This window comes from Ruegeria sp. BC5 (assembly GCF_056539205.1).
Map to the genome: position 1 here is coordinate 1,122,103 of NZ_JBQFUN010000001.1, position 15,889 is coordinate 1,137,991.

General features: G+C 57.8%; 23 protein-coding genes and 1 tRNA gene. 13 read left to right on the forward strand and 11 right to left on the reverse strand.

Going from position 1 to position 15,889, the window contains the following annotated elements; all coding sequences use genetic code 11:
* Positions 1-53 precede the first annotated feature (53 nt).
* From ACR0LY_RS05585 to nthA, 3 genes are read right to left on the reverse strand one after another with little or no spacing between them, the layout of a single operon-like run.
* Positions 54-392, reverse strand: coding sequence for a nitrile hydratase accessory protein (locus ACR0LY_RS05585; protein ID WP_170348283.1), 339 nt, complete (start codon positions 390-392; stop codon positions 54-56).
* Positions 389-1,066, reverse strand: a complete 678-nt coding sequence (nthB, locus tag ACR0LY_RS05590) for a nitrile hydratase subunit beta (RefSeq protein WP_170348282.1) — start codon at positions 1,064-1,066, stop codon at positions 389-391. The genes ACR0LY_RS05585 and nthB overlap by 4 nt, the downstream gene beginning before the upstream one ends.
* Complete coding sequence (gene nthA, locus ACR0LY_RS05595; RefSeq protein ID WP_170348281.1) at positions 1,063-1,677, reverse strand: nitrile hydratase subunit alpha; 615 nt, start codon at positions 1,675-1,677, stop codon at positions 1,063-1,065. The genes nthB and nthA overlap by 4 nt, the downstream gene beginning before the upstream one ends.
* Before the next feature lie 150 nt (positions 1,678-1,827).
* On the opposite strand from nthA, the gene secG reads away from it, so the two are divergent.
* The 10 genes from secG (at position 1,828) to ACR0LY_RS05645 (ending at position 10,062) form a co-directional block, all read left to right on the forward strand.
* Complete coding sequence (gene secG, locus ACR0LY_RS05600) at positions 1,828-2,193, forward strand: preprotein translocase subunit SecG (RefSeq protein ID WP_170348280.1); 366 nt, start codon at positions 1,828-1,830, stop codon at positions 2,191-2,193.
* A 159-nt stretch (positions 2,194-2,352) separates the two neighbouring features.
* Positions 2,353-3,996, forward strand: a complete 1,644-nt coding sequence (locus tag ACR0LY_RS05605) for a CTP synthase (protein WP_170348279.1) — start codon at positions 2,353-2,355, stop codon at positions 3,994-3,996.
* A gap of 101 nt (positions 3,997-4,097) precedes the next feature.
* Positions 4,098-4,871 carry an isocitrate lyase/PEP mutase family protein gene (locus ACR0LY_RS05610; protein WP_170348278.1) on the forward strand — a complete coding sequence of 258 codons (774 nt, stop codon included), beginning with the start codon at positions 4,098-4,100 and terminating at the stop codon, positions 4,869-4,871.
* 121 nt (positions 4,872-4,992) lie between these two features.
* Positions 4,993-5,442, forward strand: coding sequence for a tellurite resistance TerB family protein (locus tag ACR0LY_RS05615; RefSeq protein ID WP_170348277.1), 450 nt, complete (start codon positions 4,993-4,995; stop codon positions 5,440-5,442).
* A gap of 20 nt (positions 5,443-5,462) precedes the next feature.
* A complete protein-coding gene (locus tag ACR0LY_RS05620) occupies positions 5,463-5,900 on the forward strand; it encodes a tellurite resistance TerB family protein (RefSeq protein ID WP_170348276.1) in 438 nt (145 codons plus the stop codon).
* 5 nt (positions 5,901-5,905) lie between these two features.
* Positions 5,906-6,628, forward strand: a complete 723-nt coding sequence (locus tag ACR0LY_RS05625; RefSeq protein ID WP_174820435.1) for a phosphate/phosphite/phosphonate ABC transporter substrate-binding protein — start codon at positions 5,906-5,908, stop codon at positions 6,626-6,628.
* A gap of 146 nt (positions 6,629-6,774) precedes the next feature.
* The gene (locus ACR0LY_RS05630; RefSeq protein ID WP_170348274.1) at positions 6,775-7,551 is read left to right on the forward strand and encodes an ABC transporter ATP-binding protein; all 777 of its coding nucleotides are present in this window, start codon (positions 6,775-6,777) and stop codon (positions 7,549-7,551) included.
* Positions 7,552-7,585: 34 nt separating this feature from the next.
* Complete coding sequence (locus tag ACR0LY_RS05635) at positions 7,586-8,299, forward strand: transporter substrate-binding domain-containing protein (protein WP_170348273.1); 714 nt, start codon at positions 7,586-7,588, stop codon at positions 8,297-8,299.
* A gap of 72 nt (positions 8,300-8,371) precedes the next feature.
* The gene (locus ACR0LY_RS05640) at positions 8,372-9,259 is read left to right on the forward strand and encodes an ABC transporter permease (RefSeq protein WP_170349373.1); all 888 of its coding nucleotides are present in this window, start codon (positions 8,372-8,374) and stop codon (positions 9,257-9,259) included.
* Positions 9,256-10,062 carry an ABC transporter permease gene (locus tag ACR0LY_RS05645; protein ID WP_170348272.1) on the forward strand — a complete coding sequence of 269 codons (807 nt, stop codon included), beginning with the start codon at positions 9,256-9,258 and terminating at the stop codon, positions 10,060-10,062. The genes ACR0LY_RS05640 and ACR0LY_RS05645 overlap by 4 nt, the downstream gene beginning before the upstream one ends.
* 104 nt (positions 10,063-10,166) lie before the next feature.
* On the opposite strand, the gene ACR0LY_RS05650 is transcribed toward ACR0LY_RS05645, so the two are convergent.
* Positions 10,167-10,243 (reverse strand) — tRNA-His (locus tag ACR0LY_RS05650).
* Positions 10,244-10,290: 47 nt separating this feature from the next.
* Complete coding sequence (locus ACR0LY_RS05655; RefSeq protein ID WP_170348271.1) at positions 10,291-10,773, reverse strand: GNAT family N-acetyltransferase; 483 nt, start codon at positions 10,771-10,773, stop codon at positions 10,291-10,293.
* A gap of 77 nt (positions 10,774-10,850) precedes the next feature.
* Here ACR0LY_RS05655 and ACR0LY_RS05660 point away from each other — a divergent pair, with 77 nt between their 5' ends.
* Positions 10,851-11,039 carry a DUF6324 family protein gene (locus ACR0LY_RS05660; RefSeq protein ID WP_170348270.1) on the forward strand — a complete coding sequence of 63 codons (189 nt, stop codon included), beginning with the start codon at positions 10,851-10,853 and terminating at the stop codon, positions 11,037-11,039.
* A 4-nt stretch (positions 11,040-11,043) separates the two neighbouring features.
* Here ACR0LY_RS05660 and ACR0LY_RS05665 read toward each other — a convergent pair whose 3' ends face one another.
* Positions 11,044-11,475, reverse strand: a complete 432-nt coding sequence (locus tag ACR0LY_RS05665; RefSeq protein WP_170348269.1) for an MmcB family DNA repair protein — start codon at positions 11,473-11,475, stop codon at positions 11,044-11,046.
* Positions 11,476-11,590: 115 nt separating this feature from the next.
* Between ACR0LY_RS05665 and ACR0LY_RS05670 the strand changes: the two genes are divergently transcribed.
* Together ACR0LY_RS05670 and ACR0LY_RS05675 are read left to right on the forward strand one after the other, a co-directional pair.
* Entirely contained in the window at positions 11,591-11,911 is a 321-nt protein-coding gene (locus ACR0LY_RS05670) for an ArsR/SmtB family transcription factor (RefSeq protein WP_170348268.1), read from the forward strand.
* A complete protein-coding gene (locus ACR0LY_RS05675) occupies positions 11,908-12,333 on the forward strand; it encodes an SRPBCC family protein (protein WP_170348267.1) in 426 nt (141 codons plus the stop codon). Before ACR0LY_RS05670 ends, ACR0LY_RS05675 begins: the two co-directional genes overlap by 4 nt.
* A gap of 215 nt (positions 12,334-12,548) precedes the next feature.
* Here ACR0LY_RS05675 and ACR0LY_RS05680 read toward each other — a convergent pair whose 3' ends face one another.
* The 5 genes from ACR0LY_RS05680 to ACR0LY_RS05700 form a co-directional block, all read right to left on the reverse strand.
* Positions 12,549-12,854, reverse strand: coding sequence for a hypothetical protein (locus ACR0LY_RS05680; protein ID WP_170348266.1), 306 nt, complete (start codon positions 12,852-12,854; stop codon positions 12,549-12,551).
* Between the two features lie 59 nt (positions 12,855-12,913).
* A complete protein-coding gene (gene nusB / locus ACR0LY_RS05685; RefSeq protein ID WP_170348265.1) occupies positions 12,914-13,396 on the reverse strand; it encodes a transcription antitermination factor NusB in 483 nt (160 codons plus the stop codon).
* Positions 13,393-13,944: a 6,7-dimethyl-8-ribityllumazine synthase gene (locus tag ACR0LY_RS05690; protein WP_170348264.1), complete on the reverse strand. Its 552-nt coding sequence runs from the start codon at positions 13,942-13,944 to the stop codon at positions 13,393-13,395. Before ACR0LY_RS05690 ends, nusB begins: the two co-directional genes overlap by 4 nt.
* Positions 13,945-13,946: 2 nt before the next feature.
* Positions 13,947-15,068 (reverse strand): 3,4-dihydroxy-2-butanone-4-phosphate synthase, encoded by a 1,122-nt coding sequence (ribB, locus tag ACR0LY_RS05695; protein ID WP_170348263.1) that lies wholly within the window; start codon positions 15,066-15,068, stop codon positions 13,947-13,949.
* A 102-nt stretch (positions 15,069-15,170) separates the two neighbouring features.
* Positions 15,171-15,758 (reverse strand): riboflavin synthase, encoded by a 588-nt coding sequence (locus ACR0LY_RS05700; RefSeq protein ID WP_170348262.1) that lies wholly within the window; start codon positions 15,756-15,758, stop codon positions 15,171-15,173.
* Positions 15,759-15,889 lie beyond the last annotated feature (131 nt).

The following is a 15,889-nucleotide window of genomic DNA, read 5'->3' on the forward strand; positions in this document are numbered from 1 at the left end:
CTCAAATATCTTGGAGGAGTCGCCCAGAACAGGCGGCGGGGGCAGCGCCCCTCCTATTCGCCTGCCGCCAAATGCACCGGTTGACCGTGTGGCGTCGTCAAATAAGCCTCTTCCCAAGCATTTCTCATGCGTTGAATGTCACCTGGTAACGTCGAACCTTGTTCGACCAACAATTGCTCCAAGTTCTCCAGCCACGCGTGAAAATAATCATTCCCGCCATCCAGTTCCTTGTCCAACCCGTGCAATTTCAAAGTATGCGAAAATCGATCGGCCCAATCTGACCACTCGAATTGTCCAGCTTCGTTCAATGCAACTGTCAGGGCGAAGACCTGCGCATGCCAGGGTTCGGCAAAAACCGGCTCTGGTGCGGAATGGGTGGTACAGGTGCTCATACGGGCTCCAGATAGCTTTGCCACAAGTCCAGAACGACCTCGTCTTTGGGATGCTCCGGGTCAGCCCACAACTCGGACGCGGCAAATGCCACCGCATAAAGGGGTTCTGGCGCCTCGCCCAAACCATGTGCATTTGAATCTGGCAACACATGCGTACCGTGCAGCCGCAAAATTCGGCCATTTGCACCCGATGCATAGATTGGCAGTCGCGTATGGCCGCCACTCACTAGACGATTGGCTGCCGGATCCACAGTTCGGACATTCTGCCCGACTTCAAACTGTATCGGCACGTCCGAAGCCCGGTCTGCTGGCCCGCCTTTGGCCAAGGCTCCCGAGACGGTCCCGGCTTTCAGAACACGGGCTGCCAACGGGTGTGGGTCGTCGGTGCCTGCGCCCGACAAATCATCCAAGGTCAGCACCCCCTTTTCGACCAGCAGGTCGGCCAGACCGGATATCCACTTTTCATAGTAAGAGAACCGTGCGTAGTCCTTGGGCGACAACCTTTCGCGCGCGTGGCGCGAGACGTCAATATTCCATTGCCCCAGAAACCCGACCGCCAGCGTCACGGCCAAGGCGCGACCATGCCAGTCCTCGGCAAAGACCGGGGCGCTTTCGGCCTCGGGCGTGACCGGACCGTCCCCAAACCGACCACCCATATCGTGAACACGGGTCATGACGGCACCTTAGGCAGGCCCGTGCCAATCATGCTGTCACGGGTAACAAGCGCAGCAAGGTCCTCTTCTCCCAGCCCTTCTGTGCCTTCCGGGCGCATGGGAAGCACGAGGTAGCGAATCTCTGCGGTCGAATCCCATACCCGCACGGATGATTCTGGCGTCAATTCGACACCGAATTCGGCCAAGACCTTGCGCGGCTCACGTACCGCTCGAGCGCGGTAGGCGTCGGACTTGTACCAACCCGGTGGAATACCCAGCAAAGGCCACGGGTAGCAGCTGCATAGGGTACAAACGACCATGTTGTGCTGTTCCGGCGTATTCTCGACCACTACGATATGTTCGCCCTGCCGCCCGTAAAACCCAAGATCAGCGACAACAGACGTCGCGTCTGCAAGCAGGGCTTGCTTGAACGCAGAATCGCCCCACGCCTTGGCGACAACGCGCGCGCCGTTCTGTGGACCGATCTTGTTTTGATACGTGTCGATAATCTCATCCAGCGCCGCCGGGTCGATCAGACCCTTACGGGTCAGAATCGTCTCAAGCGCTTTAACTCGAAGCGCGGGATCGGGCGGCAACAGGGCGTGCGGGTGGTCGTGATCGTCATGAGGCATGGCCGCAGCCTGCGTTACGTATCATCTGCCTGTCCAGTCCCTTTGCTGTGATCTGGAATATCACCGTTCGTGATGCCAACTCATCCCTTGCCCCCGAAGGCAAACTTGCATAAGTACCACGCGATACACGCCACGCTGTACAGGAACACCATGGAAAACGTCGTTCTCATCATCCACCTCCTCTTGGCCCTGGGCCTGATTGCCGTTGTTCTGATGCAGCGGTCCGAAGGCGGTGGCCTTGGTATGGGCGGTGGTGGCGGTGGCGCCATGACAGGTCGCGCGGCAGCGACCGCTTTGGGCAAGGTGACCTGGATTCTGGCATCCTGCTTTATCGTGACCTCGATCACGCTGACCATTTTGGCGGCTCAGAAGTCTTCGGGCAGCTCGGTTATCGACCGTTTGGGCGTTCCGGCACCTGCGGCAACCGAAGAAAGCACCCCGGCGGTTCCGTCGGCGGATGATCTGCTGCCACCGGCGCAGGGCGACAACGCACCTCTGATTCCTCAGGCCAACTGATCCACAAAACCTAGAAATCTGAAAGAGAGCTGCAACAGCATCTTGCGGTTCTCTTGCGCTATTGGCGCGAATCCTTTATACGTGAAGTCCCGTGATGCAGCGGTTTTTCGGAACCGTCGGGCAGCTGATTTTGACGTCTCACGGGAGCAGCCGAAAAACATGGCGCGTTTTATTTTCATCACTGGTGGTGTGGTTTCGTCCTTGGGCAAAGGGCTGGCTTCGGCGGCTCTGGGTGCCCTGTTGCAGGCCCGGGGATACTCGGTGCGTTTGCGCAAGTTGGACCCCTATCTGAACGTCGACCCCGGCACGATGTCGCCCTTCGAACATGGCGAAGTATTCGTCACTGATGACGGGGCTGAGACTGATCTGGACCTGGGCCACTATGAGCGTTTCACTGGCGTGGCGGCCCGCAAAACCGACTCGGTCAGCTCGGGCCGGATTTATTCCAACGTGCTGGAAAAAGAACGTCGCGGCGACTACCTTGGCAAGACCATTCAGGTGATCCCGCACGTCACTAACGAGATCAAGGATTTCATCGCTATCGGCGAGGATGAAGTTGATTTCATGCTGTGTGAAATCGGTGGCACCGTCGGCGATATCGAGGGCCTGCCCTTTTTTGAAGCCATCCGTCAGTTTAGCCAGGACAAGCCCCGTGGTCAGTGCCTGTTCATGCACCTGACCTTGCTGCCCTACATCAAGGCGTCTGGCGAGTTGAAAACCAAACCGACGCAACACTCGGTCAAAGAGCTGCGCTCGATCGGTTTGGCACCCGATATTCTGGTCTGCCGGTCCGAGGGCCCGATCCCGACCAAGGAACGCGAAAAGCTGGCGTTGTTCTGCAACGTGCGCCCCGACAGCGTAATTGCGGCGCAGGACCTTTCCACCATTTACGACGCCCCGCTGGCTTATCACCGCGAAGGTTTGGATCAGGCCGTACTGGACGCGTTCCAGATCAGCCCGGCCCCTAAACCCGATCTGACCAAGTGGGAAGACGTCAGCGACCGCATCCACAACGCCGAGGGCGAAGTTAAGGTGGCCATTGTGGGCAAATACACTCAGCTCGAAGACGCCTATAAGTCGATTGCCGAGGCGCTGACCCACGGCGGCATGGCCAACCGAGTCAAGGTCAAGGTCGAATGGGTGGATGCCGAAGTTTTCGATACAGAAGACGCCGCCCCCCATCTGGAAGGCTTCCACGCGATCCTCGTGCCGGGTGGGTTTGGTGAACGCGGTACCGAAGGCAAAATCAAAGCGGCGCAATATGCGCGCGAACACAAAGTGCCGTATCTGGGCATCTGTCTGGGCATGCAGATGGCCGTGATCGAGGCTGCGCGAAATGCGGCGGGGATCACCGAAGCCGGGTCCGAGGAATTCGACCACGAGGCCGGGAAAAAGCGTTTCGAGCCGGTAGTTTATCACCTGAAAGAATGGGTGCAGGGCAATCACAAAGTCGAACGTAAAGTCGGCGACGATAAAGGCGGCACCATGCGTTTGGGCGCCTATGACGCGGTACTAGCCGAGGGCTCGAAAGTGGCCGAGGTGTACGGTGGCACCAATATCGAAGAACGCCACCGCCATCGTTACGAAGTGGACATCAAATACCGCGAAAAGCTGGAAAAGGCGGGCCTGAACTTTTCGGGCATGTCACCGGACGGACGTTTGCCCGAGATCGTTGAATGGTCAGATCACCCTTGGTTCATCGGCGTGCAATATCACCCCGAACTGAAATCCAAACCGTTTGACCCCCACCCCTTGTTCCGCGACTTTGTGCGCGCAGCCAAGGACAGTTCGCGGCTGGTTTGACCTCGGACAAATCACTGTATTGTGTTGGTCGGCGCGAAACATCTTTACGCGCCGACTATTTGCACGGTTAACTGCCGCCATAGCAGCGACAGGAGACCGGCATGACCAACCAGATTACCCAAGCAGAAGAATTCGCCGCCCTACACAAAAAGGGCGAGCCGGTCATCCTGTACAATATCTGGGATCCGGGCAGCGCCGGGGCTGTCCGCGATGCAGGCGCCAAGGCAATTGCGACTGGCAGCGCGCCGGTTGCGATGGCGCAAGGGTTCGGGGACGGGCAGAAAATCTCACTGGATTCTGCCCTGGACAATGCACGCCGGATCGTTGCCGCGGTGGACCTTCCCGTGACGCTGGATTTCGAAGGCGCATATGCTGAGGATGTGCTAAGCGTCGCCGCCAATGTTCGACTTGCGCTGCAGACCGGTGTCATCGGCTTTAACTTTGAAGACCAAATCGTTGGCACCAGCGACCTCTACGACATCGAAACGCAGGAAGCACGCGTCCAGGCAATGCGCGAAGGCTGCGATGCTGCCGGCATCCCGGCCTTCATCAATGCCCGCACAGATATCTTCCTGAAAGCCAAGCCCGACACTCATGATAATTCGATGCTGGACGATGCGATCGCACGGGCCAAGGCCTATGCCGATGCCGGGGCCAGCGGGTTCTTTGCGCCGGGTCTCAAAGACGAAGGGCTGATCGCTCGGCTCTGCGAATCGACCGAGTTGCCCGTCAACATTATTGCCCTTCCCGGCACCCCCGATACGGCCACTCTGGCGTCACTGGGCGTGGCGCGGGTCAGCTATGGCCCTGTCCCCTATCGGCAGATGCTGGGCTGGCTGCAAGAGCAGGCAAAACAGGCGCTTCAGGCGGGTTGATCCATCCGCAGGTGGATCGCGCTCAGCGTGTTCCTGCCAAATCCGACAGTCTTGCGACCATTCTGCCTATGACGGGTGGTCTGTGCTTGGCGGCCCACAAAATATGGAATAACCTGAGCGCATGTTGAAGAAGTTCTTTCAGGCTTTTCGCCCACCGCAGCACGATAAACTGCCCGACCCGGATGCCGAGCTGGCTCTGGGTGCGCTTATGGTGCGTGTGGCGCAGGCGGATCGTGACTATAAGCTTGAGGAAATCAGCCTGATCGACCGCATCCTTGCGCGGCTCTATCAACACAATGCGATCGAAGCTGCCAAGGTTCGCGCGACCTGCGAAAAGCTGCACGCCGCCGCACCTGAGACGGACACCTTCGGCAAGCTAATCCGCGAAACCACCGACCTTCACGAACGCCTTGCCGCGTTGGACGCCCTGTGGGAGGTCGTTCTGGCCGATGGCGATACAGACGAAGGTGAGATTAAGATCGTGGAAGAGGCACGCATCGCCATGGGCCTTAGCTTCAATGACAGCCAGACCGCCCGCGAGCGTGTTCAAAGAAGCTTGGAAGAGCATTAAGCCCCATCTATATCTAACCCATGTTTAGTGATTTCCTGTCCCGGCTGACACAGCCCGCCCCCGACCCGCTTGCCGATGATGATGCCCGTCTGGCCTTGACGGCCCTGCTGGTGCGCATCGCCAGGTCCGACAACGACTATGCCGATACCGAGATGGCCCGAATCGACAAGATTTCAGCCGAACGTTATGGCCTGTCCCCGTTCGAGGCCGCCGCCCTGCGCGCCCGCGCCGAAGACCTAGAGTCTGAGGCCCCCGACACGGTCCGTTTTACCCGCGCGATCAAAGAGGCCGTGGCCTATGACGACCGTCTGGCCGTGGTGCAGGCGATGTGGTCCGTCGCTTTGGCCGACGGACAGCGCTCGGGCGAAGAGGATTCGCTGTTGCGGCTGGTGGTCAGCCTACTGGGCGTCAGTGACGTAGATTCCGCCCTGGCACGTCAAAAGGCCGCCAAGTCGTGATCGCGATGCTGGGCATGTATGACATGCCCGCATTACAGCCTGCGAATGATCGGTTATGGACGTCGATTCGCGATCACTTGGGCTTTGGCCCGGATCAGCTAACGCGAGACACCGATTTCTGGGATGTCTGGCAACACCCCGACCTGACCTTTGCGCAGACCTGCGGCATGCCTTACCGCACCCGCCTACATGGCAACGTACAGCTGGTCGGCACTCCGGACTATGGGCTTGAGGGGTGCCCGCCAGGTTATTATCGCTCCGTTTTTGTGGCCCGAAAAAATGACCCGCGCGATCTGCACGGACTTTCGAACGGCACGTTTGCCTATAACGAGGGCCTGTCACAATCGGGTTGGGCTGCGCCAATGGTTCATCTAGAGGCGCTCAACCTGTGCCCCAAAACCATACTTGAAACTGGTGGGCATGCGCGTTCTGCCAACGCTGTGTCCGATGGACAGGCTGATTACGCGGCGTTGGATGCATTGACCTGGGAATTGCTCAAGACGCATTCCGACCTTGACGCGTCCCTACGCGAGGTTGGAACGACGCCACCGACGCCCGCCCTGCCCTATATCACGGCCATCGGGCAGGATGCACCAGGTATCGCCCGCGCTGTTCGCGCAGCAATTGACGACCTGAACCCACAAGATCGCGACCTGCTGCATCTTCGCGGCCTGATAACCATCCCTGCCGAGAACTATTTGTCAGTCCCCAATCCGGTCCGGGATTAAGCCATCTGACCCAATCGGTGATCATTTTGGTCAGTACGTTTGGTCAATTTGACGGTTTCAGCACCCGATGATGTCAATTGCGCATTGCATTGCCCCGATTTTTGCGCCCTATTACCGCACCAACACCGACAACACATGGGCCACCCGTGACAGATTCCACTCCCGTTATCGAAATCAAAAACCTCCACAAAAGTTTCGGCCATCTCGAGGTGCTGAAAGGGGTCGATATTACGGCAAGACGCGGGGATGTGGTTTCGCTTATCGGATCGTCCGGGTCAGGCAAATCCACACTGTTACGCTGCTGTAACCTTTTGGAAGACAGCCAGCAGGGCGAGATTCTGTTCAAGGGTGAACCCGTACGCTGGGCCGGTGACCTTCACCATCGCCGCCCCGCCGACCCAAAACAGGTGATGCGCATCCGCACCAACCTGTCGATGGTGTTTCAACAGTTTAACCTGTGGGCCCATATGACCATCCTGCAAAACGTGATGGAGGCCCCGGTAACCGTTCTGGGCCGCAACCCGAAAGAGGTCGAGGATAGCGCCCGAAAATACCTGACGAAGGTTGGCATTGGCGATAAGTGCGATGTCTACCCAGCGCAGCTTTCGGGCGGTCAGCAACAACGCGCAGCCATCGCCCGCGGCCTGTGTATGGAGCCCGAGGCGCTGTTGTTCGACGAACCCACTTCGGCACTGGACCCGGAACTGGAACAGGAAGTGATCAAGGTGATCAAGGATTTGGCCGCCGAAGGGCGCACCATGATCATCGTGACCCACGACATGAAAATGGCGGCCGACATCTCAAGCCACGTCGTATTCCTGCATCAGGGCCTGATCGAAGAAGAGGGCCTGCCAGAAGATATCTTTACGTCCCCCGAATCCGAACGGCTTCGGGGCTTTCTATCCGCCACTCAGGCGGCTTAACTTCAGGACAGAAAACAAAACTGGGGAGTATCCAATGAAAAAACTGATTCTGACTACTGCAGCACTGGCGCTTGGCGCTGGTATGGCCATGGCAGACACCATCCGCCTGGGCACCGAGGGTGCCTATGCACCGTGGAATTTCGTCAATGACGCAGGCGAGATCGACGGGTTCGAGCGTGAGCTGGGCGATGAGCTGTGCAAGCGTGCCGACCTGGAATGCGAATGGGTCAAGAACGATTGGGATTCGATCATTCCGAACCTAGTGTCGGGCAACTACGATGCGATCATCGCGGGTATGTCGATCACTGATGAGCGTGACGAAGTCATCGACTTCACCCACAACTACACGCCGCCGGATCCGTCGGCCTATATCGCCATGTCCGATGGCGTTGATCTGGCAGGCGGCGTGATCGCGGCGCAGACCGGTACCATTCAGGCCGGTTACGTTGCTGATTCCGGCGCAACTCTGGTTGAGTTCGCAAGCCCGGAAGAAACCATTGCCGCCGTACGCGGTGGTGAAGCGGACGCAGTTCTGGCAGACAAATCCTTCCTGGTGCCTTTCACCGAAGATGGCTCGGGTCTAGTCTTTGTTGGCGACGAAGTTCCGCTGGGCGGTGGCGTCGGCATGGGTATCCGTGAATCCGACGGTGAGTTGAAAGAAAAGTTCAACACCGCCATCCAGTCCATGAAGGACGACGGCAGCCTGAACGAGCTGATCACCAAGTGGGAAGTGTCCTCGACCTTCTGATCTTACATTCAGCGGCGCGCCTGATCTTTGGGCGCGCCGCCCATGCGCCCTTGCCAGTCAAAGAGGCCCGCCATTTTCTCGTTCTGCACTGATCCCGAAACACTCGGCACGTTCCGCTGGTTCTCGTGTTATCTGACCAACGGTGTGCATTGGGTATTCTACCTGTCCTTCTTCAAGGTCTTGCTGTTGCTGGCCATTACGGCGCCGGTCGCGCTGGGTTTTGGGTTTTTGGGCGCTATGGCGGCTCGGTCGCATTTCTTGCCGCTCAGCCTGCTGGGCAAAGGTTATATCGCCGTCGTGCGCGGTGTGCCGGATATTGCCTTCTTCATGTTCTTCGTGATCGCACTGGATCAGGCGTTCGAATGGACTCGTCATCAAATATTGTGCCCGGAATGGACTGATCCGATCCGGCAGGGCAATGACTTTATCGTCTGTCAGGCCGCCAAGCTGCCGCTTGGCACTGCCCCCGAATGGGTACACGAAACTTACGGCTTCTTTCTGGCCGTCATCACATTCTCAATCGTTTTCGGCGCCTTTGCCGCCAACGTACTATTTGGCGGTATGCGCGCTGTCCCACGTGCTCAGCTGGAAACGGCCGAGGCCTATGGCATGACCCGCCGCCAGACTTTTTGGCGTATTCTCGTGCCACAAATGTGGGTATACGCCCTGCCCGGCCTGTCAAACCTGTGGATGGTACTGATCAAGGCTACACCGCTGCTGTTCCTGCTGGGCATCGAAGACATCGTTTATTGGGCGCGCGAGCTGGGTGGGTACAAGAACCCGAAATTCACCCAATACCCGCATGGCGACTGGCGCATGTGGTACTTCCTAGCCCTTCTGGTGTTCTACCTGGGCATGACCCGAGTCTCGGAAATCGGTCTTGAACGGCTGATGCGCCGCCTGTCCCACGGTCAGGCGACCTCGGGCGGAGAGCTGCTGCGCAAGGAGACCACCGCATGAGCTGCTTGCAAACGATCCAGGATTACGGCCTGCGCTCGATCGGGATTGGCGAACGTCTGTTGCCACGAAACGATTTTACCCTGTGCGAACAGTTTACCCTGATCGGCTCGGGCATGATCTGGAACATCTATTTCGGGATCATGGCGCTGGTGACCGGGTTCTTTCTGGCCACCGCGCTTGCCATGGGCAAGGCTTCCACGAATAAGTGGCTGCGCAAACCGGCAGAGTGGTTCATCTTCTTGTTCCGAGGCTCACCGCTGTTTATCCAGTTCTTCTTCGCCTATTTCTTCTTCCTGTCGCTGAAGCAGAGCTATCCGTTCCTCGACGCGCTCACCTCGGCCTGGCTTGGCGCGCTGATCGTGCTGTTCTTCAACACCGCCGCTTATTCCGGCGAGATCTTCTATGGCGCGCTGCGGTCGATCCCCAAGGGTGATATCGAGGCTGCTGATGCCTATGGCATGACGGGCTGGGCACGGTTCCGCCGCATCGTGTGGCCAACCATGCTGCGGCTGGCCTGGCCTGCCTATACGAACGAGGCGATCTTCCTGTTCCATGCCACTACGCTGGTGTTCTTCTCGGCCTTCCCGGTCTGGCAGCAACGTGGCGATGCGCTGTACTACGCGGGCTATTTTGCGGACAAAACATTCAACCCGTTCATCCCCTACCCGATTCTGGCCTTCTACTTTATCCTGCTGACCCTCGTGGTCATCTGGAGCTTTGGTCGCGTGAATAAGCACTTGAACCGACATTTGCCCGCAGAAAAGCGGAGCAAAATGAAGCTGAAACTGAACCTGGCGCGCTAATCACAGGCGCGCCAGCCGTCAAAACTGCCAACAACTACAGCAAAAACAGTCACTGCTCCAAGCAGCACATTTTGCACGTTTTTTTCAGACTATATTGAGGGAGATGGTACCGCCTCCCTGGCTTGAACAGGGGACCTCTGGATCCACAATCCAGCGCTCTAACCAACTGAGCTAAGGCGGCACTCGTGAGGGGCGATGTACCGAACGCGTCCAAGGAATGCAAGAGGATTAAAGCCGAATTTTCCAGCTTTGTTCGACAAGATCGACACCAAAGGAATGCACTGGCTTACTGTCCAGCAACTGCCATCCATTCGCACGATACAGCGTACAGGCCGCCCTGTGGCTTTCGTGGGTCCAAAGCCGCATTTCCGCGTACCCTGCATTACGCGCATAGCCCATGCATGTGTCCAGCATGCGCTTTCCCAACCCCCTCCCCCGTGCTTCGGGCAGCAACAGAAAGAGCCGTAGTTTTGCAGTTTGTTCGTCCAATGCGACGCAGAATATGCTGCCAAGTCTTTGGCCGTCGCTTTCCGCTATCCAGCCGCGTTCACACGTCGGATCATGGCTGGCCACAAAATCCTCCAGAATGCTCTGCACCAAAGCGCCGAACGAGGAATCAAACCCCTCGTCGCGCGCATAATACCGGCCGTGCTGCTCTACTAGCCAGGGTGCATCAGTGGCGCGAAAGGGTCTGATCTGAATATTCTCCATACCTCATCAGACCGCAAAGGCAGCTTGATTCTCAACCCTTTGCGCGTTAGCACGAACGCCTAGTCCCGGAGGCGAACATGGGCATCAATACCGAACGCGACATTCAGGCAAACCTGCAGATCGGGCCCACTGATCACGGCATGGTGCGGCTATTCATCGAGGCAGACAACATCGAAATCCCAATGGATTTCGATCCCGAAGAGGCCGAGGAAATCGCGGATGAAATTCGCGCTGCTGCTCAGGCCGCCCGCGCTGTCCAAAGCTAATCGCTTAAATCCTGGGATCACGTAGCGCTTGCAACCTGCGCGCCGCGTCCGTTGCGAATTTCTGGATCATCTTCTTGCGCCGCGCCGGTGCAACCTTGTCTTCCGGCGCCATGCGCACAATCTCGGCGTCATAAGCGTCGGCGATGATCAGACCGGTTTCCGCAGGAAGCAGATCGGTTGGAAAGTCGATATCGACGGCCCAGAAGAATCGATCACACCACTCCAGATAGCCCTGCCATTTGGAATCGGACTGATAATCAGCTCGGCTGGATTTGCATTCGATCACCCAAAGTTCACCCTTTGGGCCCAGCCCCATTACATCGACACGCAACCCGCGCATCGGCACGAATTCTTCAACTGAAACAAAACCATGCGCCGATAAATGGCGCGCCACGCCGCGGGCTAGCTTTTGTCCGGGTTGCAGATCGAGTGTCATTTTAGAAATGTGAACAATTCGTGAACAAAAATCAAGAACCACTTCAGGCTTGACACGATACCATTTGGTACTGCATTAAATATGATACCAAAAGGTATTACGAATGGTGAAGCACATGCAGCCTCAAACCCAAAACGCATTTCGTGCGCTGGCCGACCCTACCCGCAGGGACATCGTTCAGATGCTCGCCGCGCAGGACATGACCATCGCTCAATTGACCGAACGGTTCGACATGACCCGCGCCGCCGTCAAAAAGCATCTGACTGTCTTGTCGGATGGCGGTCTGATCTCGGTCGAGACACGCGGGCGGGAACGTATCAACCGACTGGAACCAATGGGGATGGCCCCTGTTCTCGACTGGTTCAGCTATTTCGACCAGTTCTGGGACGACCGCCTGAACAAACTGAAAGAAGCCATTGAAAGGAAAGACACATGACACATACCGTTCTGCAAAAAACGATCTTTCTACGGGCCGAGCCCACAACCGTCTGGGCCTATTTGACGGACCCGGACCGTCTGGCCGAATGGTTTCACAAACCCGAACGCCCGCTGGCCGCCGGACAAAAGCTTGAGATGTTCGGAACAACCAGTGGTGATCTGTTGATCTGGGGAGAAGTGCGCGTTGCGCGCCCACCGGAATACCTGGAATACACATTCACCGTCAAACCCATGGGGGACGCCGTCAGCGTGGTGAAATGGACGCTCGAACCCGTTTCGGGCGGTACACGGCTTGCGTTGCAACACGAAGGGCTGCCTCAGAGTGCCGAAGCCTTTGGTCTGATCCTGTCGCTCGATAGCGGCTGGGATGAGCATTTCGTCAAAATGCGCACCGCCCTGCACGAAACAGTCGATGCCTGACCCCTTGTGCAAACCCGCCGCAACCCCTACTTAGGCGCGTGGCGGGTTCTGCCCTTCTTGTGATAGGTAGCATTCTGGTGGCCTTAAGCAATTCCGAGGGGGCTGGCTCTGTTCAGGTCCTGGCCTGATTACCTGGCGCCCACCTGTACATACAGGTCCTCGGGAATCACACCGCACGGTTGACTGGCGGTCCCGCCACATTTTTCTGAACAAAATTACTTCGGCGCAGGCGCGTTCTGTTGAACTGCAACAGGTTCAAAGCTGTGTACGACGGGTGAGCCACGACGCGGACCACCCGGTTTCTCTGCCAAGCTCATGATGGAATAGGCAAATTGAACACCTGCGAAGACAATGCCGTTCATGAACCAGATCATGAACAGCGCTATCAGACCGATATCCGATCCGCTGATCAAACCGCGCAAATTGGCCACGTTAAGCGCCAACAGCACCCCGACAAAGATGGCCGAGATGACAAATCCCCAGATAACCTGAGTGATGTACAATCGGATCAGTTTGGGCATGGCGGACCTCATTGCGCTTGTACAGGTAGTTTAGCGCGTGTCGGACCATGGTAAAGGCGTCAGAACGCCTCGGGCTGGGCCTCGCGCGCCATGTGATCCAGTACGGCGTTGACGAATTTTGGCTCTTTGCCTTCCGGGAAAAAGGCACGGGCTACATCGACGAACTCGGTAATGACGACTTTGGGCGGAGTGTCGCCCTGAGTCAGCTCCGCCCCGGCGGCACGGAACGTGGCGCGCAAGGTCGGGTCGATGCGCGCAATGGGCCATTTGGCGACCAACGCGCGGTCGGTCATTTGGTCAATGGGTGCCTGATAGTTCACGGCGTCCTCGACCAGTTTGCGGAACACGCGGATATCGCCGTCCAACATCTCTTCGCCCTCATAGACAGCGCCGAACCGGTGATCCAGAAACTCATTCACAACCTGTTCGGTCGTCTGACCCGACTGCTCCATCTGGAACAGAGCCTGCACGGCATAAAGCCGGGCGGCGGATTTCATCAGGCGTTTCTGGTTGGCCGGTTTCGGCGCATCTGTCTGGGTCATGCTGTCGTGGGTCCGTTGCTGTCGCCCGCCACAAGGATGGACTCGGACGGGGGCTTGAAGCCAACGCCCTTTTGTGAGGCGCCCCACTTACGGCTGAGCGCGATCAGATGCAAGGCCGCAGCGGCAGCCCCGCCACCTTTATTCATCTTTTCTGGATTTGCGCGGACTTCGGCCTGATCGTCATTTTCCACCGTCAGAATACCATTGCCGATGAGCAGACCTTGCAAACCCATCAGTTGGATGGCGCGACTGGAGTCATTGCACACCGTTTCATAATGCGTGGTCTCGCCACGAATGACGCAGCCCAGCGCGACGTAACCGTCGAAATTGCACTGACGGTCCGCCATAGCAATGGCGGTCGGGATTTCCAACGCGCCGGGTACTTCGACCACGTCACAAGTACCACCAGCCGCTTCGATCTCGGCTTTTGCACCGGCTACCAGATTGTCGGCGATGGCGCGATAAAACGGGGCGACCACAATCAGCAGTTTCGCCGGTTTGTCGAAGGTCGGTGTCGGCAGAACGCCGTGTTTGTCTTGTTCAGCCACGATCAGTCATCCTTAAGGATTGAGCGGGTGCCGACGATGGACAGGCCAAAAGCGTCGAGCCCCAGATATACGGTTTCCGGCGAATCTGTCAGCAGTACCAGCTCTTGGATACCCATCTTGGACAGGATCTGCGCGCCCAGGCCGGTTTGCTTGATGGTGCGCGGGCCTTCGTCCTCGACCGCGTAAAGCGAGTTGCGCGGCTGACGGAACAGGCACACCACGCCGCGGCCCTCTTCGGCGATCTTTTCCATTGCCCGCGGCAGTTCGCGAGAGGATTTCGGGCCCAGACCCAGAATATCGGGTGCTTCGTGCAGGGCGTGTGTGCGGGTCAGCACCGGGTCGGGTGTGGTGATGTCACCTTTGATCATGACGACATGTTCGATGCCGTGGGTCTGATCGGTGAAAATACGCAGCTCCCACTCTCCGCCATATTCCGAGGTAACAGTCTCACGCGATGTTTCGACCACCAGATTGTCATTGCGAGACCGATACGCAATCAGGTCGCTGATCGTGCCGATCTTCATGTCATGTTCTTTGGCGAATTCGACCAGATCAGGCAGACGCGCCATGGTGCCGTCAGCCTTCATGATCTCACAGATCACGCCCGAAGGGTTCAGCCCAGCCAGACGCGAGATATCCACGGCGGCCTCGGTGTGGCCCGCACGGACCAGCACCCCGCCGCGCTTGGCGCGCAGGGGAAAGATGTGGCCGGGGGTGGCGATATGCGCCATCGTGTTCTGTTCGTTAATCGCAGTGGCGACCGTCAATGCCCTGTCAGCGGCGGAAATGCCGGTCGACACGCCCTCACGCGCTTCAATCGAAACGGTGAATGCAGTTTCGTGTCGGGATGAGTTGTTCACCGCCATCATCGGCAGTTCAAGGGCGTCCACCCGTTCGGCCGTCATCGGCAGGCAGATCAGCCCGCGCCCATGTGTGGCCATAAAGTTGATCGCGTCGGCATCGGCAAACTCGGCGGGGATCACCAGATCGCCTTCGTTTTCACGATCCTCGTGGTCGACCAGAATATACATCCGGCCCTTGCGCGCCTCGTCGATGATGTCTTCGATCGGGCTGATCGCGTCGCGCAGCTGGGCTTCGACGGGTCCTGGGGTTTCAAAGCTCATGAGGCAGCCTTTCACAGAGCATGTTTGACCCGGTGGATAGACTACCAGACGGTCAAAGGCCAGAGCACTTGCGGCACCAGGCAATCCCGGCGCGACGTAGTTTCAGGACATTTCGGCCAGGCGCGCGACGTAGCGGGCCAGTGTGTCGATCTCAAGGTTCACCTTGTCACCAACCCCTACATCACCCCAGGTTGTGACTTCCTTGGTGTGGGGGATGAAATTGATACCGAAATCACAATCATCCACATCGTTGACGGTCAGCGAGGTTCCATTCAATGCAACCGAACCTTTTGGCGCGATAAACCGGGCCAGTTCTTTGGGTGCGCGCAGGGTCACGCGCGTGCTGTCGCCTTCGTCCTGCACGGCGACCACCTCGGCCACACCGTCCACGTGACCTGAAACGATATGACCGCCCAGCTCATCCCCGACTTTCAGGGCGCGTTCCAGATTGACGCGCTTACCGACCTGCCAACTGTCCAGATTGGTTTTCGAAACTGTCTCAGCGCTGATCTGCACCTCATACCAATCATCGCCCAGCGCGATCACGGTCAGGCACACGCCATCACTGGCGATCGAGGCGCCGATATCAATTCCTGCCGTGTCGTAATCCGTTTTGATCCGGGCCCGCAGATCGCCTTGCTGATCCAGCTCGGTGACGGTGCCGATATCGGTGACGATCCCTGTAAACATTCTGCTAACCCTCAGCTCTTAACCTGATCCAGTGTTCCAAGCCGAGGTAAGCGCAAGCGGCGTGACGGGCAAGCCCCACCTTGCCGGGAAAGGTTGAAACAGGCATAATTTCCTGAACAAAAAGCAAGAGC